Consider the following 23,052-nt stretch of genomic DNA (forward strand, 5'->3'; position numbering starts at 1 on the left):
CCAGGTCGTGGTGGACGCCAAGGTGCCGCTCGACGCCTACCTCGACGCCACGTCGACCGAGGACGACGCGACGCGCCGCGAGGCGCTCGGGCGACACGCCCGCCAGCTGCGCCAGCACGTCGACGGCCTCTCGTCCAAGGCGTACTGGCGGGCCCTGTCGGAGACCCCGGAGTTCGTGGTGCTCTTCGTGCCGGCCGAATCGTTCCTCGCCGCGGCCCTCGACACCGATCCCGGCCTGATCGACTACGCCGCCGCCCGGCAGGTGGTGCTCGCCAGCCCCACGACCCTCATCGCCCTCCTGCGCACGGTCGCCCAGGGCTGGAGCCACGAGGCGCTGGCCGACCAGGCCCGCGAGATCCACCGGCTCGGCCGCGACCTGCACCAGCGGCTGGGCCTGCTGAGCACCCACCTCGACCGGGTCGGCCGCTCCCTCAACACCGCGGTCGGTCACTTCAACCAGGCGGTCGGCTCCTACGAGTCGCGGGTCCTCGTGTCCGCCCGGCGGTTCTCCGAGCTGTCGGTGGTGTCCGACGACCTCGATTCGCCCCGCCAGGTGGAGTCGACCCCACGATCCCCGGGCTCCGTCGAGGCCGGATCGATCGAGCTCAGGTCCGTCGACCGGCGCGCCGCGTCCGGTGAGGAGTGACCGCGCCCTACGGTGGACGCCGTGACCCAAGCCCGGACCCTCTGGGAAGAGGGGCGCGAGCCCGGCCGCGCGGTCGTCGCGCTCGGAGTGGCCGTCGCGCTCACCGCGGTGATCGTCGACCTCGCGATCGTCGGGCGGGTGAGCCTCTTCTTCGACCTGTGCTTCGTCGCCCTGTGCATCGGGCTCGCCCTGGCCGTGCGGCCCACTGACTTCTTCGTCGTCGGCGTGCTGCCGCCGCTGATCATGGTCGGCCTCTTCATCCTCCTCGGGTTCACCCGACCCGACGTGATCGCACATCCCCAGGACGGCGTCGTCCAGGCCGTGGTCTCCGGACTCTCCCACCACAGCGGTGCGCTGGTCGCGGGCTACGTCCTGTGCCTGGTCACGCTGGCGGTGCGCCAGAGGATGGTCCGGGTCGACTCCTAGAACCGGTCCGGGTCACCGGCGGCGTACCGGAGGACCTCGGGCTCGCCCTGCGACCAGTCGACCACGGTGGTCGGCTCGGACGGGGTCTCCCCCGCCTCGATCACCACGTCCACCTGGTGGTCGAGCTCCTCCTTGATCTCCCAGCCGGACGTGCGGGGCTCCTCCTCGTCCGGCAGGATCAGGCTGCTGCTCAGCAGCGGCTCACCGAGGCTCTCGAGGAGGGCGTGGACCACCCGGTGGTCGGGGATCCGGACCCCCACGGTGCGCTTGCGAGGGTGCAGCAGCCGCCGCGGCACCTCGGGAGTCGCGGGCAGGATGAAGGTGTAGGGCCCCGGCGTGGCCGCCTTGATCGCCCGGAAGGCCGAGTTGTCGACGTGCACGAGCTGCCCCAGCTGGGAGAAGTCCCGGCAGACCAGGGTGAAGTGGTGCTTGTCGTCGAGTCCCCGGATCCGCAGGATCCGGTCCCGTCCGTCCCGGTTGCCGATCCGGCAACCGAGCGCGTAGCCCGAGTCCGTCGGATAGGCGATCAGGGCGTCGTCGCGCAGGGCGTCGGCGATCTGGTCGACCCGGCGGGGCTGAGGGTTGTCGGGGTGGAGCTCTACGTAGCGGGCCACGGGCGTCAGGCCTTGGCGGACGCCGCCTTGAGGTCGCGGCGCAGCTCCTTCGGCAACGCGAAGATCAGCGATTCCTCAGCGCTGTGGACGGCCTCGGCGTCGGGATAGCCGCGTTCGGCGAGGAACGAGAGCACCCCCTGCACCAGCTCCTCGGGCACGCTGGCGCCGGAGGTCACGCTGACCTTGTCGACACCCTCGAGCCAGGCCTCGTCGATCTCCCCGGCGTCGTCGACCCGGTACGCCGTCCGCGCGCCCGCCTCGAGCGCCACCTCGACGAGCCGCACCGAGTTGGAGGAGTTGCCGGACCCGACGACGATCACCAGGTCGGCGTCCCGGGCGATCTCCTTCACCGCGAGCTGGCGGTTCTGCGTCGCGTAGCAGATGTCGTCGCTGGGCGGGTCGAGCAGCTGCGGGAACCGCTCGCGGATCGCGGCCACGGTCTCGAGGGTCTCGTCGACGGAGAGGGTGGTCTGGGACAGCCACGCGACCTTCGCGGGGTCACGGACCTCGATGTTCGGCACGTCAGCCGGGCTCTGCACGAGCTGGATGTGGTCGGGTGCCTCGCCGGCGGTGCCCTCGACCTCCTCGTGCCCCTCGTGCCCGATCAGCAGGATGTCGTAGTCGTCACCGGCGAACCGCTTCGCCTCGTGGTGGACCTTCGTCACCAACGGGCAGGTCGCGTCGATCGTCTTCAGGCCGCGCTCCTCAGCCTGGCGGTGGACCTCGGGTGACACGCCGTGGGCGGAGAACACCACGGTGCGGCCCTCGGGCACCTCGTCCAGCTCCTCCACGAAGATCGCCCCGCGCGACTCCAGGTCGGACACGACATGCTTGTTGTGGACGATCTGCTTGCGCACGTAGACCGGCGCGCCGTACAGGTCGAGCGCCTGCTCGACGGTGACCACCGCCCGGTCGACGCCGGCGCAGTAGCCACGCGGAGCGGCCAGCAGCACGGCACGCTCCGCCTCATCGGGGGACAGGACGGGTGGGGTACCCAGGTCGGTACTCATGGCGCCGAGTCTACGGACGGTCCTTCACGTCACCTAGGCTGCCGCCCATGCCCCTGGAGACCACGGCCCAGTCGCCGGCACCGGTCCGCCAGATCGCAACCCTGATCGACGGCTGGGTCAACCGTCTCGGAGCGGTGTGGGTCGAGGGCCAGATCGCCCAGGTGAGCCGGAGGCCGGGGCTCAACACCGTCTTCATGACCATGCGGGACCCCATCGCCGACATCTCGATCGCGGTGACCTGCTCGCGGACGCTCTTCGACAGTCTCAACCCGCCTCTCGTGGAGGGCGCCAGTGTCGTGGTGCACGCCAGGCCGTCGTACTACGCCAACCGTGGAACGCTCTCGCTGGCGGCACGTGAGATCCGGATGGTGGGGCTCGGCGAGCTGCTGGCCAGGATCGAGCGGCGGCGGCAGCTGCTGGCGGCCGAGGGACTCTTCGCCGTGGAGCTCAAGCGAGCCCTGCCCTTCCTGCCCCGATGCGTCGGCCTGGTCACCGCCCCCAGCTCGGCGGCCGAGCGCGACGTCCTGGAGAACGCGCGGCGGCGGTGGCCGGCGGTCGACTTCGAGGTCGCCCACGCGGCGATGCAGGGCACCCGCGCCGCGGCTGAGGTGATCGAGGCGGTGGAGCGGCTCGACCGCGATCCGCGCGTCGACGTGATCGTGGTCGCCCGCGGCGGCGGCTCGGTCGAGGACCTGCTGCCGTTCTCCGACGAGGGGCTGGTGCGCGCCGTCCACCAGGTCCGCACGCCGGTCGTGTCCGCCATCGGCCACGAGCCCGACGCCCCGCTGCTCGACCTGGTCGCCGACGTCCGGGCCTCGACGCCCACCGATGCGGCGAAGCTCGTGGTCCCCGACGTGCTCGAGGAGCGCCAGCGCGTCGCCACGGCCCGCGACCGCATTCGCTCGGCCGTCACCGGTGTCCTCGCCCGGGAGCAGGCGGGGCTCGACAACCTGCGGTCGCGCCCGGTCCTCGCCGATCCCCGGTCCCTGGTCGCCGCGCGCACCGACGAGGTGGTCGAGCTGCGCGAGCGGGCTCGCCGCTGCCTGCGCCACGGCCTCGACCGGGGGGCCGACGACATCGCCCACCAGCGCGCCCGGGCCAGGGCGCTCTCCCCGCTGGAGACCCTGCGCCGGGGCTACTCGGTGCTCCAGGACGCCCAGGGACACGTGGTCAGCTCCGTCGCCGGAGTCGCCACCGGCGCCCCGGTCACCATCCGGGTGTCCGACGGTCGCCTCCACGCCACCACCACGAAGGTCGAGTCCGATGACTGATCAAGACACGGGGCAGAAGCCGTCCTACGAGTCCGCCCGCGAGGAGCTCATCGAGGTGGTGCGCAAGCTCGAGGCGGGTGGCACCACCCTCGAGGAGTCGCTGGCCCTGTGGGAGCGGGGCGAGCTGCTGGCGAAGACCTGCCAGGAGTGGCTCGACGGCGCCCGCAGGCGGCTGGACGACGCGATCGAGGCCGATCCCGGGACCTGACCGGGCTCAGCCGGTCGAGGTGACCGGATCCGTGCTGAGCCGTTCGAGGACCATCCGCAGGTCCTCCTCCCCGGCCGACCCGTAGACCATCACGACATCGCCGTCGAGCTCCGCGGCGTAGGCCAGATCGCCGCCCTCGTCCTCGAACGCCTGCCACTCCGGTGCCACCGAACCCTCGACCCGGATGCCCGGCCGCTCCTGCACCTCCTCGTCGACGTACGTCGAGAGCAGGTCGTCGAGCTGGTCGTCCTCCTGACGGATGCCGACGTAGCGCTGATCGTCGGTGAGGAGGCTGATCGCCCAGGCCGGACGCTCGCCCGGCGCCACCTCCACGTTGGTGGCCCGCCAGCCCTCCGGCAGGTCTGACGGGTAGACCACGTCGAGGCCCGCGTCCTGGGCGAGGGCAGCCTGCTCGAGGTAGTCGATCGACGCCGGACCCACCTCGAGCTCGTCGCGGTTCAGGGCCCGGAACGCCACGAACACTCCGATCACGAGCAGGGTGACGACCAGGGCACCCACGAGGCCGGACGCCGACCGCTGGTAGGAGGGTTGGCTCACGCGCCAATCTTCACAGCGCCCGCTGACCCGTCGCGAATCAACGAGGTGGCGGGCGGCGGCCCGGGCCGGGCGGTGAGGGATCAGACGCGGCGGACCAATCGCCAATTCATCCGCATGTGCGGCATGCTGTACGCGTGATGGGGTACCGGATTGCGGAAGTGTCGGAGGTGCTCGGCGTCAGCGATGACACCGTCCGACGCTGGATCGAGGCCGGCCGGCTCACCAGCGCCACCGAGTCCGGCCGCACGGTCGTCCCCGCGGTCGAGCTGGCCCGGTTGGCCCAGGAGCTGGCCGACCACCCCGATCGGGAGAGCACCCGCGCCGCGGCGGTGAGCGCCCGCAACCGGTTCTCCGGCATCGTCACGAAGGTCGTCAAGGACACCGTGATGGCCCAGGTCGAGGTGATCTGCGGTCCCTACCGGCTGGTCTCGCTCATGAGCTCCGAGGCCGCGGACGAGCTGGGGCTCGAGCCCGGGGTGCGCGCCATCGCCTCGGTGAAGTCCACCAACGTCGTCATCGAGAGGCCCTGAGATGACCCGCCACACGCTGACCCGCCCGAAAGTTTCGGGCGGGTCAGCGCTGGCTCTGGTGCTCGTGCTCGCGGGATGCGGGTCCGGCGGGAGCGATGCCGAACCGGAGCTGACCGTCCTGGCCGCGTCCTCCCTGACCGACGTCTACCAGGGGCTCGCAGCGGGCTTCGAGGAGGAGCACGGGGCGGAGGTCTCCTTCTCCTTCGGCTCCAGCACCGACCTGGCCGAGCAGGCCGCCGACGGCGCCCCCGGAGACGTCCTGTCCACCGCCGACGCGACGTCGATGCAGGCGGCCGAGGAGGCCGGCGTCGCCGGGGACGTGGTCGAGTTCGCCGGCAACGTGATGGTGATCGTCACCCCCGCCGGCAACCCCGCCGGGATCAGGAGTCTCGACGACCTCGAGGGGACGACCTGGGTGCGCTGCGCCGACGAGGTCCCCTGCGGCCGCGTCGCCACGTCCGTCCTCGAGGACAACGGCGTGACCGCCGCACCGGCCAGCCTCGAGGAGGACGTGCGGGCCACGCTCGACAAGGTGGTCTCCGGCGAGGCCGACGCGGGCCTCGTCTACGCCTCGGACGCCGTGGCGGCAGGCGACGACGTCGAGACGATCGAGGTCCCGGGTGCCGAAAAGGAGCCGACGACGTACTTCACGACCACGCTCGAGCAGAGCGAGGACGCCGATCTGGCCCAGGCGTGGGTGGACCTGATGACCTCCGATGAGGGCAGGGCGGCCCTGAGCGAGGCAGGTTTCACCGTGAGCCGCCCATGAGGGACCCGCTCGGGCGACCCCCGGTCGTCCTGATGGCGCCGGCGCTCCTGGCCACCCTGCTGCTGGTCGTGCCCCTGGTGGCGATGGTGGCGGCGACGGACTGGGCGGCCCTGCCCGGCCAGCTCCGCTCGGAACCCCTGCGCGAGGCGCTCTGGCTCTCGCTGACCACGTCGACCGCCGCGATGCTGATCTGTCTCGTCCTCGGGCTGCCGCTCGCCTGGCTCCTGGCTCGCGTCGAGTTCCCCGGCCGGGGCTGGCTCCGCGCCCTGGTGACCGTCCCGCTCGTGCTGCCACCGGTGGTGGCGGGCATCGCCCTGCGGACGGCGTTCGGCCGCACCGGCGTGATCGGCGAGCCGCTGCTCGAGCTGACCGGCTTCGCGTTCCCGTTCACGACCGCGGGTGTGGTGCTCGCCCACGTCTTCGTCTCGATGCCCTTCGTCGTGATCGCCATCGAGGGGGCCCTCCGCTCCGCCGACCGGGAGTACGACGCCGCGGCGGCCACCCTCGGCGCCACCCGGTGGACCGCGTTCCGGCGGGTCAGCGTCCCCCTCGCCCTGCCGGGGATCCTCGCCGGGATGGTGCTCGGCTGGGCCCGGTCGCTGGGCGAGTTCGGCGCCACGATCACCTTCAACGGCAACTACCCCGGCGTCACCCAGACGATGCCGAACCTCATCTACGTCACCCGCCAGTCCGACCAGGACGCCGCCCTGGCGCTGAGCATGGTGATGCTGCTGGTCTCGATCGGCGTGCTCCTCGCGCTGCGCGACCGTTGGCTGGGCACCCCGTGACCGGCCTCGACGTCTCGCTGCGGGTGGCCGACCGCGTGGAGGCCGGGTTCACGGCCCGAGGCGGGGAGGTGCTGGCGGTGATCGGTCCCAACGGCGCCGGGAAGTCGACGCTGGTCCGCGCGCTGGCCGGCCTGCTGCCGGCCGAGGGTCATGCCCGGCTGGGCGGGGTCGACCTGCTCCGGGTCCCCGCCCGCGACCGGGCGGTCGGCCTCGTCTTCCAGGGCCAGTTCCTCTTCCCCCACCTGACGGCGCTGGCCAACGTGGCCTTCGGCCCGCGCGCCCGGGGCACCGCGCGCCGGCAGGCGGACGCCGACGCGCGCGCCTGGCTCGAACGCTTCGGCATCGGGGACCTGGCCGACCGCAAGCCCGGCCAGCTCTCCGGCGGCCAGGCCCAGCGGGTCGCGATCGCCCGGGCGCTGGCCACCCGACCTCGCCTGCTGCTGCTCGACGAGCCGCTGACGGGGCTCGACGTCAAGGTCGCGATGGCCCTGCGGATCGAGCTCGGCCGCCACCTCGCGTCGTACGACGGCGTCACGCTGCTCGTCACCCACGACGCCATCGACGCGCTCACCATCGCCGACCGGGTGCTCGTGCTCGACGAGGGCCGGGTGGCCCAGCTCGGCACCCCCGCCGAGGTCTCCCAGCGGCCGCGCACCGAGCACGTCGCCCGGCTGGTCGGGCTCAACGTGGTGCGCCACGGCGACAAGCTGATGGCCTTCACCCCCGAGGCGGTCGTGGTGACGCTCCAGGAGCCGGTCGGCTCACCGCGCCACCGCTGGCACGGGCAGGTCGTCGACGTGTCGCCGCACGGGGACGCGGTGCGGCTCCTGGTCCACGCCCCTCACGAACCAGCACAGCCGGACCTGATCGCCGACGTGACCCCGGCCGCCGCCACCGAGATGTCGCTCGTGCCCGGCCGCGACGTGTGGCTGTCGGTGAAGGCGACCGCGGTGCGGTCGTACGACTCCACCGGGCCATGACGGTTACCATTCGGCCATGACCGACAGTCTGGCGGACATCACCCCCGGTACCACTGACCGCAACCTCGCGATGGAGCTGGTCCGGGTGACCGAAGCCGCCGCCATGGCCGCCGGCCGTTGGGTGGGGCGGGGTGACAAGAACGGCGCCGACGGGGTCGCGGTCAACGCGATGCGGATCATGATCTCCACGATCGCGATGAACGGCACGGTGGTGATCGGCGAGGGCGAGAAGGACCAGGCGCCCATGCTCTACAACGGGGAGCAGGTCGGCGACGGCACCGGCCCGGAGTGCGATGTCGCGGTGGACCCCATCGACGGCACCACCCTGACCGCCAAGGGGATGAGCAACGCCATCTCGGTGCTCGCGGTGGCGCCCCGTGGCGCGATGTACGACCCCTCGGCGGTGTTCTACATGCGCAAGCTCGCCACCGGCCCGGAGGCGGCCGACGTCGTGGACATCCGCTACCCCGTGGCCGAGAACATCCACCAGGTCGCCAAGGCCAAGGGGTCGAGGCCGGCCGATGTCACCGTGGTGCTGCTGGACCGCCCGCGGCACCAGTCGATCGCCGACGAGATCCGCGAGACCGGAGCCCGGATCAAGTTCATCAGCGACGGCGACGTGGCCGGCGCGATCATGGCGGCCCGCGCCGACACCGGCATCGACCTGCTGCTCGGCGTCGGCGGCACCCCGGAGGGGATCATCGCGGCCTGCGCCATGAAATGCCTCGGCGGCGTGATCCAGGGCCAGCTCTGGCCCCAGGACGACGACGAGCGCCAGCGCGCCCTCGACGCGGGCCACGACCTCGACGACGACTTCGTCCTCGGCACCAACGACCTGGTGTCCGGCGACGACGCGTTCTTCGCGGCGAGCGGGATCACCGACGGAGAGCTGATGAAGGGTGTGCGCTACCGCGCCGGGGGTTGCACGACCCACTCGCTGGTGATGCGGGCCCGGAGCGGGACCATCCGCTCCATCACCTCCGAGCACCGGCTCCAGAAGCTACGCACTTTCGCCTCGATCGACTTCGAGCGCTGAGCTCGCGAGCGACCCGCTCAGCGCCGCCACGACGTGGTCGATGACGCGCGGGTCGATCGCCATCCCGATGTGAGAAGTACTCACCTCGACCGGGACCGCCAACGGGTCGACGCACGCGCGCCAGTCGACGATGCCGTCACGCCGGGAGTAGACCGCGGTGAAGGCCACGGTCGCCGGCATCGGCCGGCGGCTCTCCTCGAAGCTCTGCCGGGCGCAGGCGCCGGCCACGCAGTCCTCCGACATCAGGCCGGGCACGCCGGCCCGGCTCAGCCGGACCAGGACCTCCACGCTCCGCGCGAGTGAGGCGTGGTGGGCGCCCGGGGCCAGCATCGGGCTCCCCAGCGTGACCACCCCGGAGATCAGGTCGGGGCGACGTACGGCGAGACCGCGCGCCAGCATGCCGCCGAGGCTGTGGCCGACGATCTGGACCCGCCCGCCGCGTCGCTGCGCGATGGACTCGAGCCGTCCCTCGAGCTGGGCGGCCGCGTTGAGCGTGCACCCGACGTTCGCGTGGATGTGGGAGCGGTAGGTGCGGAAGCCGTTCCGGCGCAACGCCCCGGCCATGAACCTCAGCGTTCCGTCGCCGGCCAGGAAGCCCGGGACCAGGATGACGGGGTCGTTGCGGCCCACCCCTCGGCCCGCCCCTCGACCCGCCCCTGGTCCAGGCTGCCGGCCCGACTGCCGACCGGACCCGCGACCGCGTTCGGAGCGGCAGTTCCCGGCCGAGCGCACCGCGTAGCGCCCGGCCTCGGCCACCAGGCTGCCCTCGCGCAGGACAGCCGCGAGCCCCGGGCTCACGAAGCCCGGCGGATGGAGGAACGAGCCCACCGATGTGCTCACATTTTCAACGATACGGCCCCGACCCCACCCGCCGCCGCATATCGACCGCATGGTGAGTCCGCGATCGCTTGTCGTCCGCGAGGTGTAGTTGACTGGTCGACATGGCTTCCCGCACGCGGCGCACGTCCGCGGTCCCGGTCTCCGACGAGCTGATGGCCCCGCTGAGCAAGGACGTCGAGCTCTGCTACCAGACCTTCGGGAGCCCCGACGGCGAGCCGCTGCTGCTCGTGATGGGGCTCGGCGGACCGATGAACTGGTGGGACCCCGATCTCTGCACCGCCCTGGCCCGGCGCGGCTACTTCGTCATCCGTTACGACAACCGCGACACCGGCCGGTCCTCCCGGATCCGGGGCCGGGTGACCCGGTCGATGGTGGTCCGCGCCTTCATGGGCCGCAGGGTGCGGGCGCCGTACTCCCTCGAGGACATGGCAGCCGACGCCTGCGGGCTGCTGGACCACCTGGGCCTCGAGTCCGCCCACGTCGTCGGCGTGTCCCTGGGCGGGATGATCGTGCAGACCATGGCGATCACCCGGCCGGAGCGGGTGCGCTCCCTGACCAGCATCATGTCGACCACCGGGAAGCGGTCGGTGGGCTGGCAGCACCCGTCGCTGCTTCCGTCGCTGCTCATGTCGCGCGGCCCGGGTCGCGAGGCCTACGTCACCACCAGCGTCGCGGTCTGGAAGATGATCGGCTCCCCCAGCTACCCGCAGGATCACGACCGGGTCGTCGAACGCGCCGAGGAGACCTTCGACCGCGGCGTGAGCCGCAGCGGCGTGCTGCGCCAGATGCTGGCGGTCCTGACCCAGAAGAACCGCGCCTCCCGGCTGCGCGGAGTCACGGTGCCGACGCTGGTGATCCATGGGGTCGCCGACAAGATGGTGCACGCCTCGGGGGGTCGCGCCACGGCCGCGGCGGTCCCCGGAGCCGAGCTGCTCCTGATCGAGGGCATGGGCCACGACCTGCCCCCCGCCCTCTTCTCGACGTTCGTCGACGCCATCGATCGGACTGCCAGGCGAGCAGGAAAGTAGACAAACCCCGCCCCAGGGACTAGACCGTGACCTAGGCCACAATTTGGCCACGGAGCCAGGGAGGGCGCATGACGACCCCACGCAAGCGGCAACGGAGAGTTCGGCCCGCGGTTGCGACCGTCGGAATCCTGCTCATGGCGTCCGGTGTCCTTGCCGCGTGTGGCGGCGAGGACGACGGCGGCAACAACCTCGTCTGGTACATCAACCCCGACGCCGGCGGTCAGGACAAGATCGCGGAGAACTGCACGAAGCAGTCGGGCGGCGAGTACACCATCACCACCCAGGTCCTCCCCCAGGACGCCGGTCAGCAGCGGATCCAGCTCGCGCGCCGGCTGGCCGCAGGCGACCCGGAGATCGACATCATGAGCCTCGACCCGCCATTCACCGCGGAGTTCTCCGCCGCCGGCTACCTCGCCGAGATCCCCTCGGACCTGCAGACGAAGTTCGAGGAACAGGCGTTCGCCAGCGCCGTGGACGCCGCCACGTGGGAGGACGAGCTCGTGGTCGCGCCCTTCTGGTCCAACACCCAGGTGCTGTGGTACCGCAAGTCGTTCGTCGACAAGGCTGGGCTCGACATGAGCCAGCCGGTCACCTGGGACCAGATCATCACCGCAGCCGCGGACAACGACGGCACGGTGGCGGTCCAGGCCAACAAGTACGAGGGCTACTCGGTGTGGGTCAACGCGCTCGTCTCCGGCGCCGGAGGCGAGATCGCCACCGACACCGAGAAGGGGGCGGACGCCACCGTCACGATCGACTCCGAGGCCGGCCAGGCCGCGGCCGACGTCGTCGCGGAGCTCAACGGCTCCGACGCCGCCCCGGCTGACCTCTCGGTGTCGAACGAGGGCACGGCGGCGACGTCCTTCGCCGCCGACACCGGCGCCTTCATGGTCAACTGGACGTTCATCTGGAACAACTACGGCGAGGAACGGCTCGACGACGACATCGGCTTCGCGCCCTACCCCGAGACCGTGGAGGGCGAGGAGTCGGCACCGCCGTACGGCGGCATCGGGCTCGCGGTCAGCAACTTCTCCGAGCACAAGGACGCGGCGATGAAAGCCGTCGAATGCCTGACCACGCCGGAGAACCAGGGCGTCAACGCCGAGCTGACCGGCAACATGCCCTCCAGCCCGGCGGGCTACGACTACCCGCCGCTGGCCGAGCTCTACGACGCGCAGCTGCTCGCGCTGTTCCAGGAGAGCCTGGAGCGTGCCGCACCGCGCACCGTCTCTCCGTACTGGAGCGACATGTCCGGAGCGATCCTGAGCACCTGGCACCCACCGTCCGGCGTGGACGACCAGACGCCTGACGAATCCGCGACGTTCATGGAGGAAGTCCTCCAGGGAGAGAGCCTGCTGTGAGCACCACCGTTGCCCCGAAGAAGCAGGCCCGGAAGAAGGCCCAGGCGCCCGCGATCATCAGCGACCGGGCGCGGGCCGAGAACCGGCTGGGGATGCGGCTCGTCGCCCCGGCCGTGATCCTGATGCTGATCGTCACCGCCTGGCCGATGGCCCAGGCGCTCTACCTGTCGCTGTTCCGCTACCGGCTCACCGCGCCGGACGACCGGGAGTTCGTCGGTCTGGCCAACTACGGGACGGTGCTGACCGACCAGCTGTTCTGGCAGGACACCTGGAACACGGTGCTCATCATGGTCGTCACCGTCGCCATCGAGCTGGTGATCGGCTTCGCCTTCGCGATGGTGATGCACCGGATCATCTTCGCCCGTGGTGTCGTGCGCACCTCGATCCTGATCCCCTACGGCATCGTCACGGTGGTCTCGGCCTACGCGTGGCAGTTCGCGTTCAGTCTCAACAACGGCTTCGTGAACGGGTGGCTGCCGTTCGTGCCCGACGACTACAACTGGTTCGGCGGCCACTGGTCGGCGATGTTCGCGATCATGGTGTCGGAGATCTGGAAGACCACCCCGTTCATGTCCCTCCTGCTGCTGGCCGGCCTGTCCCAGATCTCCGAGGACATGATCGAGGCGGCCCAGGTCGACGGCGCCACGTGGTGGCAGCGGTTGTGGAAGGTGATCCTCCCCAACATGCGGGCCGCGATCATGGTGGCGGTCCTGTTCCGGGCCCTCGACGCCTTCCGGATCTTCGACAACATCTTCGTGATGACCAAGGGGGCCGAGGACACCGAGTCGTCCTCGTTCCTGACCTATCGACAGGTCATCGAGCAGGTGCAGCTCGGGCTCGGATCCGCACTTTCGGTGTTGTTGTTCCTGGCGGTGCTGCTGATCGCGTTCCTGATCGTGAAGCTGTTCAAGGTCGATCTGGCCCAGGCAAGGGGTGAGGCGTGATGAAGGGCAAGGCAAAGGTCGGCGTGTGGGTCGGCTTCATCCTGATCCTGGTGTGGTGCCTGCTGCCCGTCGTCTGGATCATCTCGCTCTCGTTCAAGGGGGTCGAGGAGACGGCGGCCGGCAGTCCGCAGTTCCTGCCAGAGGACCCGACCACCGCGAACTACAGCGACATCCTGAACAACTCCGACTTCTCGAACTCGCTGATCAACTCCTTCGGGATCGCGGCGATCGCGACCCTGCTGGCCGTGATCTTCGCGACCCTGGCGGCGTACGCCATCGCGCGACTGGAGTTCAAGGGCAAGCGGCTGGTCCTCTCCCTGGCGCTGGCGATCGCGATGTTCCCGGTGGTCGCGCTGGTGGGTCCGCTGTTCGACCTGTGGCGCACCGTCGGCCTGTTCAACACCTGGCCCGGCCTGATCATCCCCTACATGTCGTTCACGCTGCCCCTCGCGATCTGGACGCTCTCGGCGTTCTTCCGGGAGATCCCGTGGGAGATGGAGCAGGCTGCCCAGGTGGACGGTGCGACGTCGTGGCAGGCGTTCCGCAAGGTGATCGTGCCGCTCGCGGCTCCCGGTGTGTTCACCGCCGCGATCCTGACGTTCTTCTTCGCGTGGAACGAGTTCGTGCTCGCGATCTCGCTGACGTCGACGGTCGACGGAGGCGCCACCGGAACCGGCTCCCGGACCGTCCCCGCCCAGCTGTCCTACTTCGTGGGGCCCGACCCGTTCAATCCGCCCTACGGCCAGCTGGCCACCGCTTCGGTGATCGTCACGATCCCGATCATCATCATCGTCCTGTTGTTCCAGCGAAAGATCGTCGCGGGTCTGACCTCCGGCGCAGTGAAGGGTTGAGACATGGCTGCCATCGACATGAGGAACATCGTCAAGGAGTACGGCGACGGCTTCAAGGCGGTGAACGACGTCAGCATCGACGTGGCCGACGGGGAGTTCATGATCCTCGTCGGGCCGTCGGGATGCGGAAAGTCGACGCTCCTGCGGATGGTCGTCGGCCTCGAGGACATCACCTCCGGTGACATGGTCATCGGGGAACGCACGGTCAACGACCTCGCACCGCGCGACCGCAACCTGGCGATGGTGTTCCAGAACTACGCGCTCTACCCCCACCTGTCGGTCTTCGAGAACATCGCTTTCCCGCTCCGGCTCGCCGGTGCGTCCAACGAGGAGGTGGACCGGAAGGTCCGGGAGGCCTCGGCCACCCTGGAGCTCGACGAGCACCTCGATCGCAAGCCGGGCAACCTGTCCGGCGGCCAGCGGCAGCGGGTCGCGATGGGCCGTGCGATCGTCCGGGACGCGGACGCGTTCCTCTTCGACGAGCCGCTGTCCAACCTCGACGCCAAGCTGCGCGGGCAGATGCGTACCGAGATCTCCAGGATGCAGAAGCGGCTCGGGATCACGACGATCTACGTCACCCACGACCAGACCGAGGCCATGACGCTCGGCGACCGGGTGGCCGTGCTCAAGCGCGGGTTCCTCCAGCAGCTCGCGACGCCGCGCGAGCTCTACGAGAACCCCGGGAACCTGTTCGTGGCCGGCTTCATCGGCTCCCCGCCGATGAACTTCATGCCGGCCACGGTCGAGGGCACCTCTCTCAAGCTGCCGTTCGGCACCGTGGAGATTCCGGCCGCGAAGGCGGAGAAGGCGGCAGGCAAGGGCCTGCTGATCGCCGGAGTCAGGCCGGAACACTTCGAGGACGCCTCGGTAGTCAGGGGTGGCACGTCAGGCGACACCTTCCGGGCCGAGGTCGACGTGGTGGAGTGGCTCGGCAACGAGGCCTACGCCTACATCCCCTTCGAGGTCGAGGCCGAGCTCCGGGCAGAGCTCGACCAGCTCGAGCGCGACCTCGAGGGCGAGGGCACGCGCACCCAGCTGGTGGTCTCCCTGGACGGCGCCAGCCAGATCAAGGAGGGCGACGAGGCCGAGATCTGGATCGACGCGGAGCGGATTCACCTCTTCGACCCGTCGACCGGGGAGAACCTCACGGTGGACCGGGAGAAGGCCGGCCGGATCCCCGACCTCAAGGACACGGAGGCCGCTCCCGCCTGAGCTGGCCAGGCGGGAGCGCACCCGTCAGTCGCTGAGTCGCTCGCCGCTCTCGGTGTCGAACACGTGCACGTGGTGGGGGTCCGTGGTGACGTAGAGCGTGTCGCCCCGGTGCGGGTGGCTGCGTCCGCTGGCCCGGATGATCACGTCGGCCGGCGTGCCCTCGACGTCGCAGGTGCCGTAGACGTAGCTGTCGGCTCCGAGCTCCTCGACCACGGTGACCTGGACGGGCAGTCCGCCCTCGCCGTCGGAGACGATCCGCCAGTTCTCAGGGCGCACGCCCACCGTGACCTTGCCGTTCATCTTCTTCTCGGCGGTCTCGTCGACCGGGACGTGGTAGCCGCCGATCTTGACCTCGCCGTTGTCGGCGACGCCCTCCATGAGGTTCATCTGGGGGGAGCCGATGAAGCCGGCCACGAACAGGTTCTGGGGCTTGTCGTAGAGCTTGAGCGGGGTGTCGACCTGCTGCAGCACGCCGAGCTTCATCACCGCCACGCGGTCCCCCATCGTCATCGCCTCGACCTGGTCGTGGGTGACGTAGCAGGTGGTGACCCCGAGCTCGGACTGGAGCTTGGCGATATCGGTGCGGGTCTGCACCCGCATCTTGGCGTCGAGGTTGGAGAGTGGCTCGTCCATGCAGAACACCTGCGGGTTGCGCACGATCGCGCGCCCCATCGCCACTCGCTGGCGCTGGCCGCCGGAGAGCGCCTTCGGCTTGCGGTCGAGGAACTCGGTCAGGCCGAGCATGGCGGCTGCCTCGTTGACCCTCTCGCGCCGCTTCTCCTCGGGGACCTTGGCCATCTTGAGGGCGAACGCCATGTTGTCCGCCACCGACATGTGGGGGTACAGGGCGTAGTTCTGGAACACCATCGCGATGTCGCGGTCCTTGGGAGGGACGTAGGTCACCTCGCGGTCATCGATGAAGATCCTGCCGGAGTTGACCTCCTCCAGGCCCGCCAGCATGCGCAGGGTGGTGGACTTGCCGCACCCCGACGGTCCGACGAGCACCATGAACTCGCCGTCGTTGATCTCCAGGTCGATACCGGGCACGGCCGGCTCATCGGCGCCGGGATACCAGCGCTGGGCCTTCTCGAACTTGACGGTTGCCATTGACTTTCGACTCCTTCACCGGCGGGAACGCGCCGGACGATCCGTTGTGAGGGATGGGCCAGGGGCGGTGGCGGTCCCCTGGTCGTGCGATACGGCGGCCCTGCGGCACAGCGCCTCGCGACGCCGCAGCAGGTGATATCCCAGCCCCAGGAAGAGCGCCGCCACCAGCGCCTCCGCCGCGGACGGGGCGCCCTGCAAGGTGGAGGCGGCCGTCCGGACCACTGAGAAGAACACGAAGAAGCCAATGAAGCCCAGCGCCACGTCGAGCTTCTGGAGGAGCGCGGCGGGCTCGGAGGAGCCCACCGTGTTGACGATCGCAGAGAACAGCGACCCCTGGGGGCGCCGTGGAGGTGGCATCAGCCCTTCACCCCACCTGCGGTCAGTCCCGCCACGATCCGGCGCTGGAACGCCAGCACCATGACGATCAGGGGCACCGTCACCACGAAGCCGGCCGCCATGACCGCGGTGTAGGGCTCCACGTGGGGCTGGGCGCCGGCGAAGCTCGCGATCGCCACGGTCACCGGCTGGGTCTCGTCGCTGCTCAGCTGGCTGGCGATGGTGAACTCGTTCCAGGCGGTGATGAAGGCGAGGATCGCCGCGGTGAAGATGCCGGGAGCGGCGAGCGGCAGGATCACCAGCCGGAAGGCCTGGCCCGGCGACGCGCCGTCGATCTTGGCGGCCTCCTCGAGCTCCCAGGGCATGTCACGGAAGAAGGCGGTCAGCACGTAGATCGTCAGTGGCAGGGCGAACGAGATGTCGGGGATGACCAGGGCCTGGTAGGTGCCGAACCAGCCGATGTTGGTGAACAGCTCGAAGAGCGGCGTGATCAGCGCGACGCCCGGGAACATCGAGGCCGCCAGCACGAACCCGAGGATGATGAACTTGCCCCTGAACTCCAGCCTCGCCAGCGCGTAGGCCGTGAACACGCCGACCACCATCGAGACGATCGTGGTCAGGCCGCTGATGATGACGCTGTTGACCAGGGCGCGCCCGAAGTGGTTGCCGCGGGCGGTCGAGAACACGGTCTCGAAGTTGTCCCACGTGACGTGGGTCGGCCACGGGGTGGTGTCGAACGTGAACTGCAGGTCGCGGAAGGCCGTGACCCCCATCCAGTAGAACGGCCCGAGGCCCCAGATCACGATGATCGCGACACCGGTGTAGGTGCGCAGGGTCTTCAGCCAGGGTGCGGTCGGCTTCCCGGGCGGCTTCCGGTCGCTCTCGGAGCCCCGGGTGTCGGTGGTCGCGGTGTCGGTGCTCGTGGCCATCTCAGCGCTCCTTCACGTCTTGCGACAGGTCGGCCCCGAGCACCTTGATGAACACGAACGCGACCGCGAAGATCAACAGGAAGGTCAACGTCGAGAGCGCTGCTGCGCTGTTGAAGCCGCTCCTGATCTCGTTGACGACCAGGATCGACAGGGTCGTGGTGTCGTTCCCGTCTCCCGCACCGCCGCCGGTCATGATGTAGGGCAGGTCGAAGATGCGGAGCACGTCGAGGGTGCGGAACAGCAGCGCCACCACGACGGCCGGTTTGACCAGCGGCAGCGTGATGTGCCAGAAACGCTGCCACGCGGAGGCGCCGTCGACCTTGGCCGCCTCGTGGACGTCCTGTCCGATCAGCTGGAGTCCGGCGAGGATCAGCAGCGCCATGAACGGTGTCGTCTTCCAGACGTCACTGATCACGATCGCTGCCCGCGCCGCCCACTTGTCGCTGAACCACACGATGCTGGTGCCCATCAGGCTGTTGGCGATGCCGTCGAAGGCGAAGATGAAGTACCACAGCTTGGCCGTCACTGCCGTGGGGATGGCCCAGGGGATCAGCACGGCGGCACGCACCAGCCCGCGGCCCCGGAAGGTGCCGTTCATGATGATCGCGAACCAGAACCCGAGCACCAGCTCGATGGCCACGGTGACCACCGTGAAGCCGAGCGTGATGAAGACCGTGTCCCAGAACGACGCGGCGTTGGTCCCCGGGGGGCACGCCTGGCCGCCGCACTGCTGCAGGATCCAGTGGGCGTAGTTCTCGAGGCCGGCGAACCCGCCTTCGACGAAGAGCCCTGTCTGGGGATCGATCGTCTCGTCGCTCTGGAACGACATCCAGATCGCCCGCACCACGGGGTAGCCGATGACCACGGCCAGCGTGACCAGGGTCGGGGCGATGAGCAGCCACGCACGCCGCGTCTGGTGGGGGTCGATGGACGCTCGTTCGGGCTCCGCAGGAGGTGTCTCCTCCGTGCTGGCAATCGCGTCGGTGGTCTCGGTTGACATGTCCCCTCCCTGGGAGTCCGCAACCTGCTGGTGGGGGCGGGGGTGGGGCGGCGGGCAGGCCGCCGCCCCACTCAGCCTGGTACGACCTACTGGCTCGAGCTGGCCGAGCCGATGGCGTCGGACATGTCGGACAGCGCCGTCTCGACGTCCGTCTCACCCTTCATGGCGGCGTAGGCGTTGTCCTGGATCGCCTTGGTCACCGCCGGGTAGAACGGCGAGATCGGCCGCGGTACGGCGTTCTGGATCGACTCCAGGAGCACCGGCAGGTACGGGAACTCCTTGACCAGCGCCTCGTCGGTGTAGAGCGACTCCAGGGCGGGCGCGAGTGATCCCTTGGTCAGCAGGAATCTCTGCTGCTCCTCCTCGAGGATGAAGTTGACGAAGTCGATCGCCGTCGCCTTGTTGTCCGAGTAGGCGCTGATGCCGACGTTGTGGCCACCGAGCGCGGACGCGCCGACACCGTCGGTGCCGGGCAGCGGAGCCACGTCGAACTTGCCCTTGACCTTGGAGCTGGCCTCCGTCGCGGCCAGGCCGTAGACGTAGGGCCAGTTGCGCAGGAAGAGCAGCTTGCCCTCCTCGAACTTGATGCGGCCCTCCTCCTCGGTGTAGGTGATGGCCTCCTTCGGGATGTTCCCGTTCTCGTAGGCCTCGACCAGGTTGCCCAGGCCCTCCGCGGCCTCCGGGCTGTCGACGGTCGGCGTCTTGCCGTCCTCACCGACGATGGAGCCACCGGCACCGTTGATCGCCTCGGAGGCGTTGACGGTCATGCCCTCGTACTTCTGGAACTGACCGGCGTAGCAGCCGATGTTCTCCTTCTTGGCGATGGAGCACATCTCCATCATCTCGTCCCAGGTCGTCGGCGGCTCCTTGACCAGGTCGGTGCGGTAGTAGAGCATCCCGCCGTCACTGGCGTAGGGCGAGGTGTACTGCTTGCCGCCGTAGGCGCCCTGCTCGACGGTGGGCGCGAGCAGCCCGTCGGTGTTGATGGCCAGGTCGCCCTCCAGTGGCTGGAGGTAGCCCTTCGCCGCGAACTCGGCCGTCCAGATCACGTCGACGGAGACCACGTCGTAGTCCTCGTTCTGGGCGTCGAAGTTGCGCACCAGGTCGTCGTGCTGCTGGTCGGCCTCGTCGGTCTGCTCCTTGAGCGTGACCTGCTCGTCAGGGTGCTCGGCGTTCCACTTGTCGACCAGTGGCTGGGCAACACCACTGTTGTCCTTGCCCTGCACATAGGTGATCGGACCGCGCGAGTCGAGGTTCTCCTCGAACGCTGAGTTCTCGGCACCGCCGCCGGCGTCGTCACCACCGCACGCGGCCACGCTAGAGATGAGAAGGACCGTGGAAATGGCCCCCACTGTGCGCTTCAACGGCATGTCATCCTCCGGTTGTTGGCAACGACAACCCGTCATCGGACTGCCGCACTGACGCACCCCCGATATTCATGTTGTGAGCCGAGAGGGGCGACCACCGATCACCTCGGCATGGGCCTCATGGTGGTCTAGGTCACACGCGGCGTCAATTACAGTTCGGTCTCGATTGCGTCTTCAGCGCCGCCCGAGCCGCTTCGACTTCTGGCCCGGCATCGGCCGGCGCTGCACCGAGACTCCGGCCATGAGCGAGATTCCCTTGACCCGCACGATCGGTGAGTCGGGGCCCACCGCGGGAGCCACCTTGTCGCGGGCCTGCTCGAAGCCGCCCATGATCCCGATCCCGTCGACGATCACGTGCGTGTGCTCGTTGACGACGATGTCGATCCCCGCCCAGATCGCGTTGGCATAGATGACCGTCTCGCGACTGGTGAACCGCGCCTCGCGCAGGTCGAGGGTGATGCCGGCCCACATGGCGAACGCGGTGTGGGTCGCGCCGACCTCCCACAGTCCCTTGCGGCTCGCCCCTCCCATGAACGCGAGGGTCGTGTCGTGCCGTGGCGCCGGCACGCCCGGACTCGCGGGCCGTGGCGCCGAGCCCGGGAGGCGCTCGCCGGCGCGGAGCGGGAGGTCGGCGGTGATCGGAACCAGGTCGGCGTAGGTCTTGGCGGCGTAGGCCGACTCGAGGCGCTCGTCGAGCTCGTCGAGGTCGAGGCGCCCCTCCCCGGCGGCCTGCCTGAGGATCTCGGCCACCTTGTGCCGGTCCGCGTCAGAGACCCGCAGCAGCGACGGGTCGCGCGGTTCGAGCGGTCCCTCCATGGGGTCAGGGTAGCCGCGCGCCGGGGGGTCGCTGGGGCCGCCAGCGCCGGTGCCGGGTCCCCTGCTCGCCCTCGCGGATCAGCTGCAGCCTCGGTCTCGGTCCGTCGGTGCGACCGGTCTGCGGCTTGCGCCGGCCGGCCCGCCACGGCAGCGGCCAGCTCGCACCCGGTCCGTCGTAGTCCTGCTCGATGGCCGCGTGCAGCGTCCACATCGGGTCGTAGAGATGGGCCCGCCCGATGGCGCAGAGGTCTGCCCGGCCCGCCATCAGGATCGAGTTCACGTCGTCGTAGGAGGAGATGACCCCGACCGCGATGGTGGGGACGCCGAGCCGGTTGCGGATCGCGTCGGCGTACGGCGTCTGGTAGGACCGGCCGAACGCCGGCCGTTCGCGGGAGGTGACCTGCCCCGTCGAGACGTCGATGGCTGCGGCACCGGCCGCGACGAAGGCCCGGGCCACCTCGAGCGCGTCGTCGAGGGTCTGGCCGTCGTCGACCCAGTCGGTCGCCGAGATCCGCACCGTCATCGGCCGTCCGGAGGGCCACACCTCGCGCATCGCCGAGAACACCTCGAGCGGGAAGCGCAACCGGGCGGCGACGTCGCCGCCGTACTCGTCGGTGCGGTGGTTGGTCACCGGCGACAGGAACGCCGAGAGCAGGTAGCCATGGGCGCAGTGGAGCTCGAGCAGGTCGAAGCCGGCCTCCGCCCCGCGGCGCGCGGACTCGACGAACTGGTCGCGGATGGTGTCCATCTCCGCGCGGTTCAGCTCGCGCGGCACCTGGTTGACCCCCTCGCGGTAGGGCACCGGCGAGGGACCCACGACCTCCCAGTTGTCCTCGTCCAGCGGCTCGTCGATGCCCTCCCACATCAGCTTGGTGGATCCCTTGCCGCCGGAGTGGCCGAGCTGCAGGCCGATCCTCGCCGGGGTGTGGGTGTGGACGAAGTCGGTCACCCGGCGCCAGGAGGCCTGCTGCTCGTCGTCCCACAGGCCGGCGCAGCCCGGGGTGATCCGCCCCTCGGGCGAGACGCACACCATCTCGGTCATGACCAGGCCGGCGCCGCCCAGCGCCTTGCCGCCCAGGTGCACCAGGTGGAAGTCGGAGGTCAGCCCGTCCTCGGCGACGTACATGTCCATCGGCGACACGACGACCCGGTTCGCCAGCTCGAGCTCCCCGATGCGGACCGGCTGGAACATCGGCGGGCTGACAGCGGCGGCACCGACGTGGTCGGCGTACCACTCGTCGCAGCGGGCCACGAACTCCGGGTCACGCAGCCGCAGGTTGTCGTAGGTGACCCGGCGGCTCCTGGTCATGATGTTGAAGCCGAACTGGAGGGGCTCCTGGTGGACGTACTGCGCCAGGTTCTCGAACCACTCGAGGCTGGCCTGCGCGGCGCGCTGGGTGGAGAGGACGACGGCCTTGCGCTCGGTCTCGTAGGTCTCGAGGGCGGCGGGGAGCGTGTCCTCCTCGTGCAGGCAGGCCGCCAGCGCGAGGGCGTCCTCCATCGCCAGCTTGGTGCCGGACCCGATCGAGAAGTGGGCGGTGTGGGCGGCGTCGCCGAGGATCACGACGGCGCCCTGGCCGGGCGTGGTGTGCACCCAGCGCTCGTTGCGCACGGTGGTGAAGCTGATCCAGCGGGAGTTGTTGGCCATCACCTCGTGGCCCTCCAGCACGTCGGCGAAGAGCTCGCGGATCCGCTCGATCGACTTCTGGTCGGACTCCCCCGGCGCCCAGGGACGGTCGGCGTACTCGCCGAAGCCCGCCGCCTCCCAGACGGCGGAGGTCATCTCGACGATGAACGTGCTGCCCCCGGCGTCGTACGGGTAGCCGTGGACCTGCATCACCCCGTGGGGTGTCTGCGCGACGTAGAACTTGAACGCGTCGAACACCTTGTCGGTGCCGAGCCAGATGTACTTGCAGTCGCGGGCCTCGAGCGTCGGCCGGAACGTGTCGGCGTACCTCGACCGGACCCCGGAGCCGAGGCCGTCGCAGGCGACGACGAGGTCGTGCGTCCGGGCCAGCTCGTCGACGTCGGGCGCGTCGGTGCGGAAGTGCAGCGTGACGCCGAGCTCGCGGCAGCGGTCCTGGAGGATCTCGAGCAGGCGGCGCCGCGACATCGCCGCGAAGCCGTGGCCGCCGCTGGTGACGACCTCGCCCTTGAAGTGGACGTCGATGTCGTCCCAGACCGCGAACTCCCGCTGCATCCGGTCGAACACGTCCGGGTCGGCGTGCTCGATCCCCCCGAGCGTCTCGTCGCTGAAGACGACCCCGAAGCCGAAGGTGTCGTCAGGGGCGTTGCGCTCCCAGACGGTGACGTCGTGGGACTGCCCCGTCCCCCCACCCGATCGCCCGGCGAGCTGCTGGACGAGGGCGCTGAAGTAGAGCCCTCCGGGGCCGCCTCCGACCACCGCGATCCGCATGCGGTCAAC

25 protein-coding genes are annotated in these 23,052 nt (G+C 70.0%); 14 read left to right on the forward strand and 11 right to left on the reverse strand.

Annotation, left to right across the window (positions count from 1 at the left end; genetic code table 11):
* On the forward strand, nt 1-646 hold a 646-nt coding region (locus VFN12_RS02740; RefSeq protein WP_325117034.1), incomplete at its 5' end, for a DNA recombination protein RmuC.
* A 21-nt stretch (nt 647-667) separates the two neighbouring features.
* On the forward strand, nt 668-1,072 hold the full coding sequence (locus VFN12_RS02745) for a DUF6542 domain-containing protein (protein WP_325117035.1): 405 nt from the start codon (nt 668-670) through the stop codon (nt 1,070-1,072).
* On the opposite strand, the gene VFN12_RS02750 is transcribed toward VFN12_RS02745, so the two are convergent.
* Together VFN12_RS02750 and VFN12_RS02755 are read right to left on the reverse strand one after the other, a co-directional pair.
* Nucleotides 1,069-1,686 carry an L-threonylcarbamoyladenylate synthase gene (locus VFN12_RS02750; RefSeq protein ID WP_325117036.1) on the reverse strand — a complete coding sequence of 206 codons (618 nt, stop codon included), beginning with the start codon at nt 1,684-1,686 and terminating at the stop codon, nt 1,069-1,071. The genes VFN12_RS02745 and VFN12_RS02750 overlap by 4 nt on opposite strands.
* Before the next feature lie 5 nt (nt 1,687-1,691).
* Nucleotides 1,692-2,696, reverse strand: coding sequence for a 4-hydroxy-3-methylbut-2-enyl diphosphate reductase (locus VFN12_RS02755; RefSeq protein ID WP_325117038.1), 1,005 nt, complete (start codon nt 2,694-2,696; stop codon nt 1,692-1,694).
* 47 nt (nt 2,697-2,743) lie between these two features.
* Here VFN12_RS02755 and xseA point away from each other — a divergent pair, with 47 nt between their 5' ends.
* The gene (gene xseA / locus VFN12_RS02760) at nt 2,744-3,967 is read left to right on the forward strand and encodes an exodeoxyribonuclease VII large subunit (RefSeq protein WP_325117039.1); all 1,224 of its coding nucleotides are present in this window, start codon (nt 2,744-2,746) and stop codon (nt 3,965-3,967) included.
* Entirely contained in the window at nt 3,960-4,175 is a 216-nt protein-coding gene (locus VFN12_RS02765) for an exodeoxyribonuclease VII small subunit (RefSeq protein WP_325117040.1), read from the forward strand. Before xseA ends, VFN12_RS02765 begins: the two co-directional genes overlap by 8 nt.
* A 6-nt stretch (nt 4,176-4,181) precedes the next feature.
* On the opposite strand, the gene VFN12_RS02770 is transcribed toward VFN12_RS02765, so the two are convergent.
* Nucleotides 4,182-4,733 carry a DUF4245 family protein gene (locus tag VFN12_RS02770; protein WP_325117041.1) on the reverse strand — a complete coding sequence of 184 codons (552 nt, stop codon included), beginning with the start codon at nt 4,731-4,733 and terminating at the stop codon, nt 4,182-4,184.
* A 134-nt stretch (nt 4,734-4,867) separates the two neighbouring features.
* On the opposite strand from VFN12_RS02770, the gene VFN12_RS02775 reads away from it, so the two are divergent.
* The 5 genes from VFN12_RS02775 to glpX are packed head-to-tail and all read left to right on the forward strand — an operon-like array spanning nt 4,868 to nt 8,836.
* Nucleotides 4,868-5,263 carry a TOBE domain-containing protein gene (locus VFN12_RS02775; RefSeq protein WP_325117043.1) on the forward strand — a complete coding sequence of 132 codons (396 nt, stop codon included), beginning with the start codon at nt 4,868-4,870 and terminating at the stop codon, nt 5,261-5,263.
* A 1-nt stretch (nt 5,264) separates the two neighbouring features.
* Entirely contained in the window at nt 5,265-6,032 is a 768-nt protein-coding gene (modA, locus tag VFN12_RS02780; protein ID WP_325117045.1) for a molybdate ABC transporter substrate-binding protein, read from the forward strand.
* Nucleotides 6,029-6,820 carry an ABC transporter permease gene (locus VFN12_RS02785; protein WP_325117047.1) on the forward strand — a complete coding sequence of 264 codons (792 nt, stop codon included), beginning with the start codon at nt 6,029-6,031 and terminating at the stop codon, nt 6,818-6,820. Before modA ends, VFN12_RS02785 begins: the two co-directional genes overlap by 4 nt.
* On the forward strand, nt 6,817-7,800 hold the full coding sequence (locus tag VFN12_RS02790; protein WP_325117048.1) for an ABC transporter ATP-binding protein: 984 nt from the start codon (nt 6,817-6,819) through the stop codon (nt 7,798-7,800). Before VFN12_RS02785 ends, VFN12_RS02790 begins: the two co-directional genes overlap by 4 nt.
* 16 nt (nt 7,801-7,816) lie before the next feature.
* Entirely contained in the window at nt 7,817-8,836 is a 1,020-nt protein-coding gene (gene glpX / locus VFN12_RS02795; protein WP_325117049.1) for a class II fructose-bisphosphatase, read from the forward strand.
* On the opposite strand, the gene VFN12_RS02800 is transcribed toward glpX, so the two are convergent.
* Nucleotides 8,801-9,676 carry an esterase/lipase family protein gene (locus VFN12_RS02800; RefSeq protein WP_325117050.1) on the reverse strand — a complete coding sequence of 292 codons (876 nt, stop codon included), beginning with the start codon at nt 9,674-9,676 and terminating at the stop codon, nt 8,801-8,803. The genes glpX and VFN12_RS02800 overlap by 36 nt on opposite strands.
* Nucleotides 9,677-9,777: 101 nt before the next feature.
* Between VFN12_RS02800 and VFN12_RS02805 the strand changes: the two genes are divergently transcribed.
* The 5 genes from VFN12_RS02805 (at nt 9,778) to VFN12_RS02825 (ending at nt 15,072) form a co-directional block, all read left to right on the forward strand.
* Entirely contained in the window at nt 9,778-10,704 is a 927-nt protein-coding gene (locus VFN12_RS02805) for an alpha/beta fold hydrolase (RefSeq protein ID WP_325117051.1), read from the forward strand.
* A 68-nt stretch (nt 10,705-10,772) separates the two neighbouring features.
* Nucleotides 10,773-12,065 (forward strand): extracellular solute-binding protein, encoded by a 1,293-nt coding sequence (locus VFN12_RS02810; protein WP_325117052.1) that lies wholly within the window; start codon nt 10,773-10,775, stop codon nt 12,063-12,065.
* Nucleotides 12,062-13,009, forward strand: a complete 948-nt coding sequence (locus VFN12_RS02815; RefSeq protein ID WP_325117053.1) for a sugar ABC transporter permease — start codon at nt 12,062-12,064, stop codon at nt 13,007-13,009. The genes VFN12_RS02810 and VFN12_RS02815 overlap by 4 nt, the downstream gene beginning before the upstream one ends.
* The gene (locus VFN12_RS02820; protein WP_325117054.1) at nt 13,009-13,860 is read left to right on the forward strand and encodes a carbohydrate ABC transporter permease; all 852 of its coding nucleotides are present in this window, start codon (nt 13,009-13,011) and stop codon (nt 13,858-13,860) included. The genes VFN12_RS02815 and VFN12_RS02820 overlap by 1 nt, the downstream gene beginning before the upstream one ends.
* Nucleotides 13,861-13,863: 3 nt before the next feature.
* Nucleotides 13,864-15,072 (forward strand): sn-glycerol-3-phosphate ABC transporter ATP-binding protein UgpC, encoded by a 1,209-nt coding sequence (locus tag VFN12_RS02825; protein WP_325117055.1) that lies wholly within the window; start codon nt 13,864-13,866, stop codon nt 15,070-15,072.
* A 24-nt stretch (nt 15,073-15,096) separates the two neighbouring features.
* On the opposite strand, the gene VFN12_RS02830 is transcribed toward VFN12_RS02825, so the two are convergent.
* The 7 genes from VFN12_RS02830 to VFN12_RS02860 form a co-directional block, all read right to left on the reverse strand.
* On the reverse strand, nt 15,097-16,179 hold the full coding sequence (locus VFN12_RS02830; RefSeq protein ID WP_325117056.1) for a sn-glycerol-3-phosphate ABC transporter ATP-binding protein UgpC: 1,083 nt from the start codon (nt 16,177-16,179) through the stop codon (nt 15,097-15,099).
* 15 nt (nt 16,180-16,194) lie between these two features.
* Complete coding sequence (locus tag VFN12_RS02835) at nt 16,195-16,536, reverse strand: hypothetical protein (protein ID WP_325117057.1); 342 nt, start codon at nt 16,534-16,536, stop codon at nt 16,195-16,197.
* A complete protein-coding gene (locus VFN12_RS02840; protein WP_325117058.1) occupies nt 16,536-17,444 on the reverse strand; it encodes a carbohydrate ABC transporter permease in 909 nt (302 codons plus the stop codon). Before VFN12_RS02840 ends, VFN12_RS02835 begins: the two co-directional genes overlap by 1 nt.
* A 1-nt stretch (nt 17,445) precedes the next feature.
* On the reverse strand, nt 17,446-18,444 hold the full coding sequence (locus tag VFN12_RS02845) for a sugar ABC transporter permease (protein ID WP_325117059.1): 999 nt from the start codon (nt 18,442-18,444) through the stop codon (nt 17,446-17,448).
* Between the two features lie 86 nt (nt 18,445-18,530).
* Complete coding sequence (locus VFN12_RS02850) at nt 18,531-19,760, reverse strand: ABC transporter substrate-binding protein (protein WP_325117060.1); 1,230 nt, start codon at nt 19,758-19,760, stop codon at nt 18,531-18,533.
* A 225-nt stretch (nt 19,761-19,985) separates the two neighbouring features.
* On the reverse strand, nt 19,986-20,627 hold the full coding sequence (locus VFN12_RS02855; protein WP_325117061.1) for a DUF1707 domain-containing protein: 642 nt from the start codon (nt 20,625-20,627) through the stop codon (nt 19,986-19,988).
* A 4-nt stretch (nt 20,628-20,631) separates the two neighbouring features.
* The gene (locus VFN12_RS02860; protein ID WP_325117062.1) at nt 20,632-23,043 is read right to left on the reverse strand and encodes a bifunctional salicylyl-CoA 5-hydroxylase/oxidoreductase; all 2,412 of its coding nucleotides are present in this window, start codon (nt 23,041-23,043) and stop codon (nt 20,632-20,634) included.
* Nucleotides 23,044-23,052: the final 9 nt, after the last annotated feature.

Origin of the sequence: Nocardioides sp., from assembly GCF_035703625.1 — a bacterium.
Lineage (GTDB): Bacteria > Actinomycetota > Actinomycetes > Propionibacteriales > Nocardioidaceae > Nocardioides.

What these genes read in the sequence shown, in the direction of transcription:
- VFN12_RS02855 (WP_325117061.1), bottom strand. Translation starts at nt 20,627, where the DNA reads ATGGAGGGACCGCTCGAACCGCGCGACCCGTCGCTGCTGCGGGTCTCT.
- VFN12_RS02860 (WP_325117062.1), bottom strand. Translation starts at nt 23,043, where the DNA reads ATGCGGATCGCGGTGGTCGGAGGCGGCCCCGGAGGGCTCTACTTCAGC.
- xseA (WP_325117039.1), top strand. Translation starts at nt 2,744, where the DNA reads ATGCCCCTGGAGACCACGGCCCAGTCGCCGGCACCGGTCCGCCAGATC.
- VFN12_RS02835 (WP_325117057.1), bottom strand. Translation starts at nt 16,536, where the DNA reads ATGCCACCTCCACGGCGCCCCCAGGGGTCGCTGTTCTCTGCGATCGTC.
- VFN12_RS02810 (WP_325117052.1), top strand. Translation starts at nt 10,773, where the DNA reads ATGACGACCCCACGCAAGCGGCAACGGAGAGTTCGGCCCGCGGTTGCG.
- VFN12_RS02830 (WP_325117056.1), bottom strand. Translation starts at nt 16,179, where the DNA reads ATGGCAACCGTCAAGTTCGAGAAGGCCCAGCGCTGGTATCCCGGCGCC.
- VFN12_RS02840 (WP_325117058.1), bottom strand. Translation starts at nt 17,444, where the DNA reads ATGGCCACGAGCACCGACACCGCGACCACCGACACCCGGGGCTCCGAG.
- VFN12_RS02825 (WP_325117055.1), top strand. Translation starts at nt 13,864, where the DNA reads ATGGCTGCCATCGACATGAGGAACATCGTCAAGGAGTACGGCGACGGC.
- modA (WP_325117045.1), top strand. Translation starts at nt 5,265, where the DNA reads ATGACCCGCCACACGCTGACCCGCCCGAAAGTTTCGGGCGGGTCAGCG.
- glpX (WP_325117049.1), top strand. Translation starts at nt 7,817, where the DNA reads ATGACCGACAGTCTGGCGGACATCACCCCCGGTACCACTGACCGCAAC.
- VFN12_RS02845 (WP_325117059.1), bottom strand. Translation starts at nt 18,444, where the DNA reads ATGTCAACCGAGACCACCGACGCGATTGCCAGCACGGAGGAGACACCT.
- VFN12_RS02765 (WP_325117040.1), top strand. Translation starts at nt 3,960, where the DNA reads ATGACTGATCAAGACACGGGGCAGAAGCCGTCCTACGAGTCCGCCCGC.
- VFN12_RS02805 (WP_325117051.1), top strand. Translation starts at nt 9,778, where the DNA reads ATGGCTTCCCGCACGCGGCGCACGTCCGCGGTCCCGGTCTCCGACGAG.
- VFN12_RS02785 (WP_325117047.1), top strand. Translation starts at nt 6,029, where the DNA reads ATGAGGGACCCGCTCGGGCGACCCCCGGTCGTCCTGATGGCGCCGGCG.
- VFN12_RS02755 (WP_325117038.1), bottom strand. Translation starts at nt 2,696, where the DNA reads ATGAGTACCGACCTGGGTACCCCACCCGTCCTGTCCCCCGATGAGGCG.
- VFN12_RS02820 (WP_325117054.1), top strand. Translation starts at nt 13,009, where the DNA reads ATGAAGGGCAAGGCAAAGGTCGGCGTGTGGGTCGGCTTCATCCTGATC.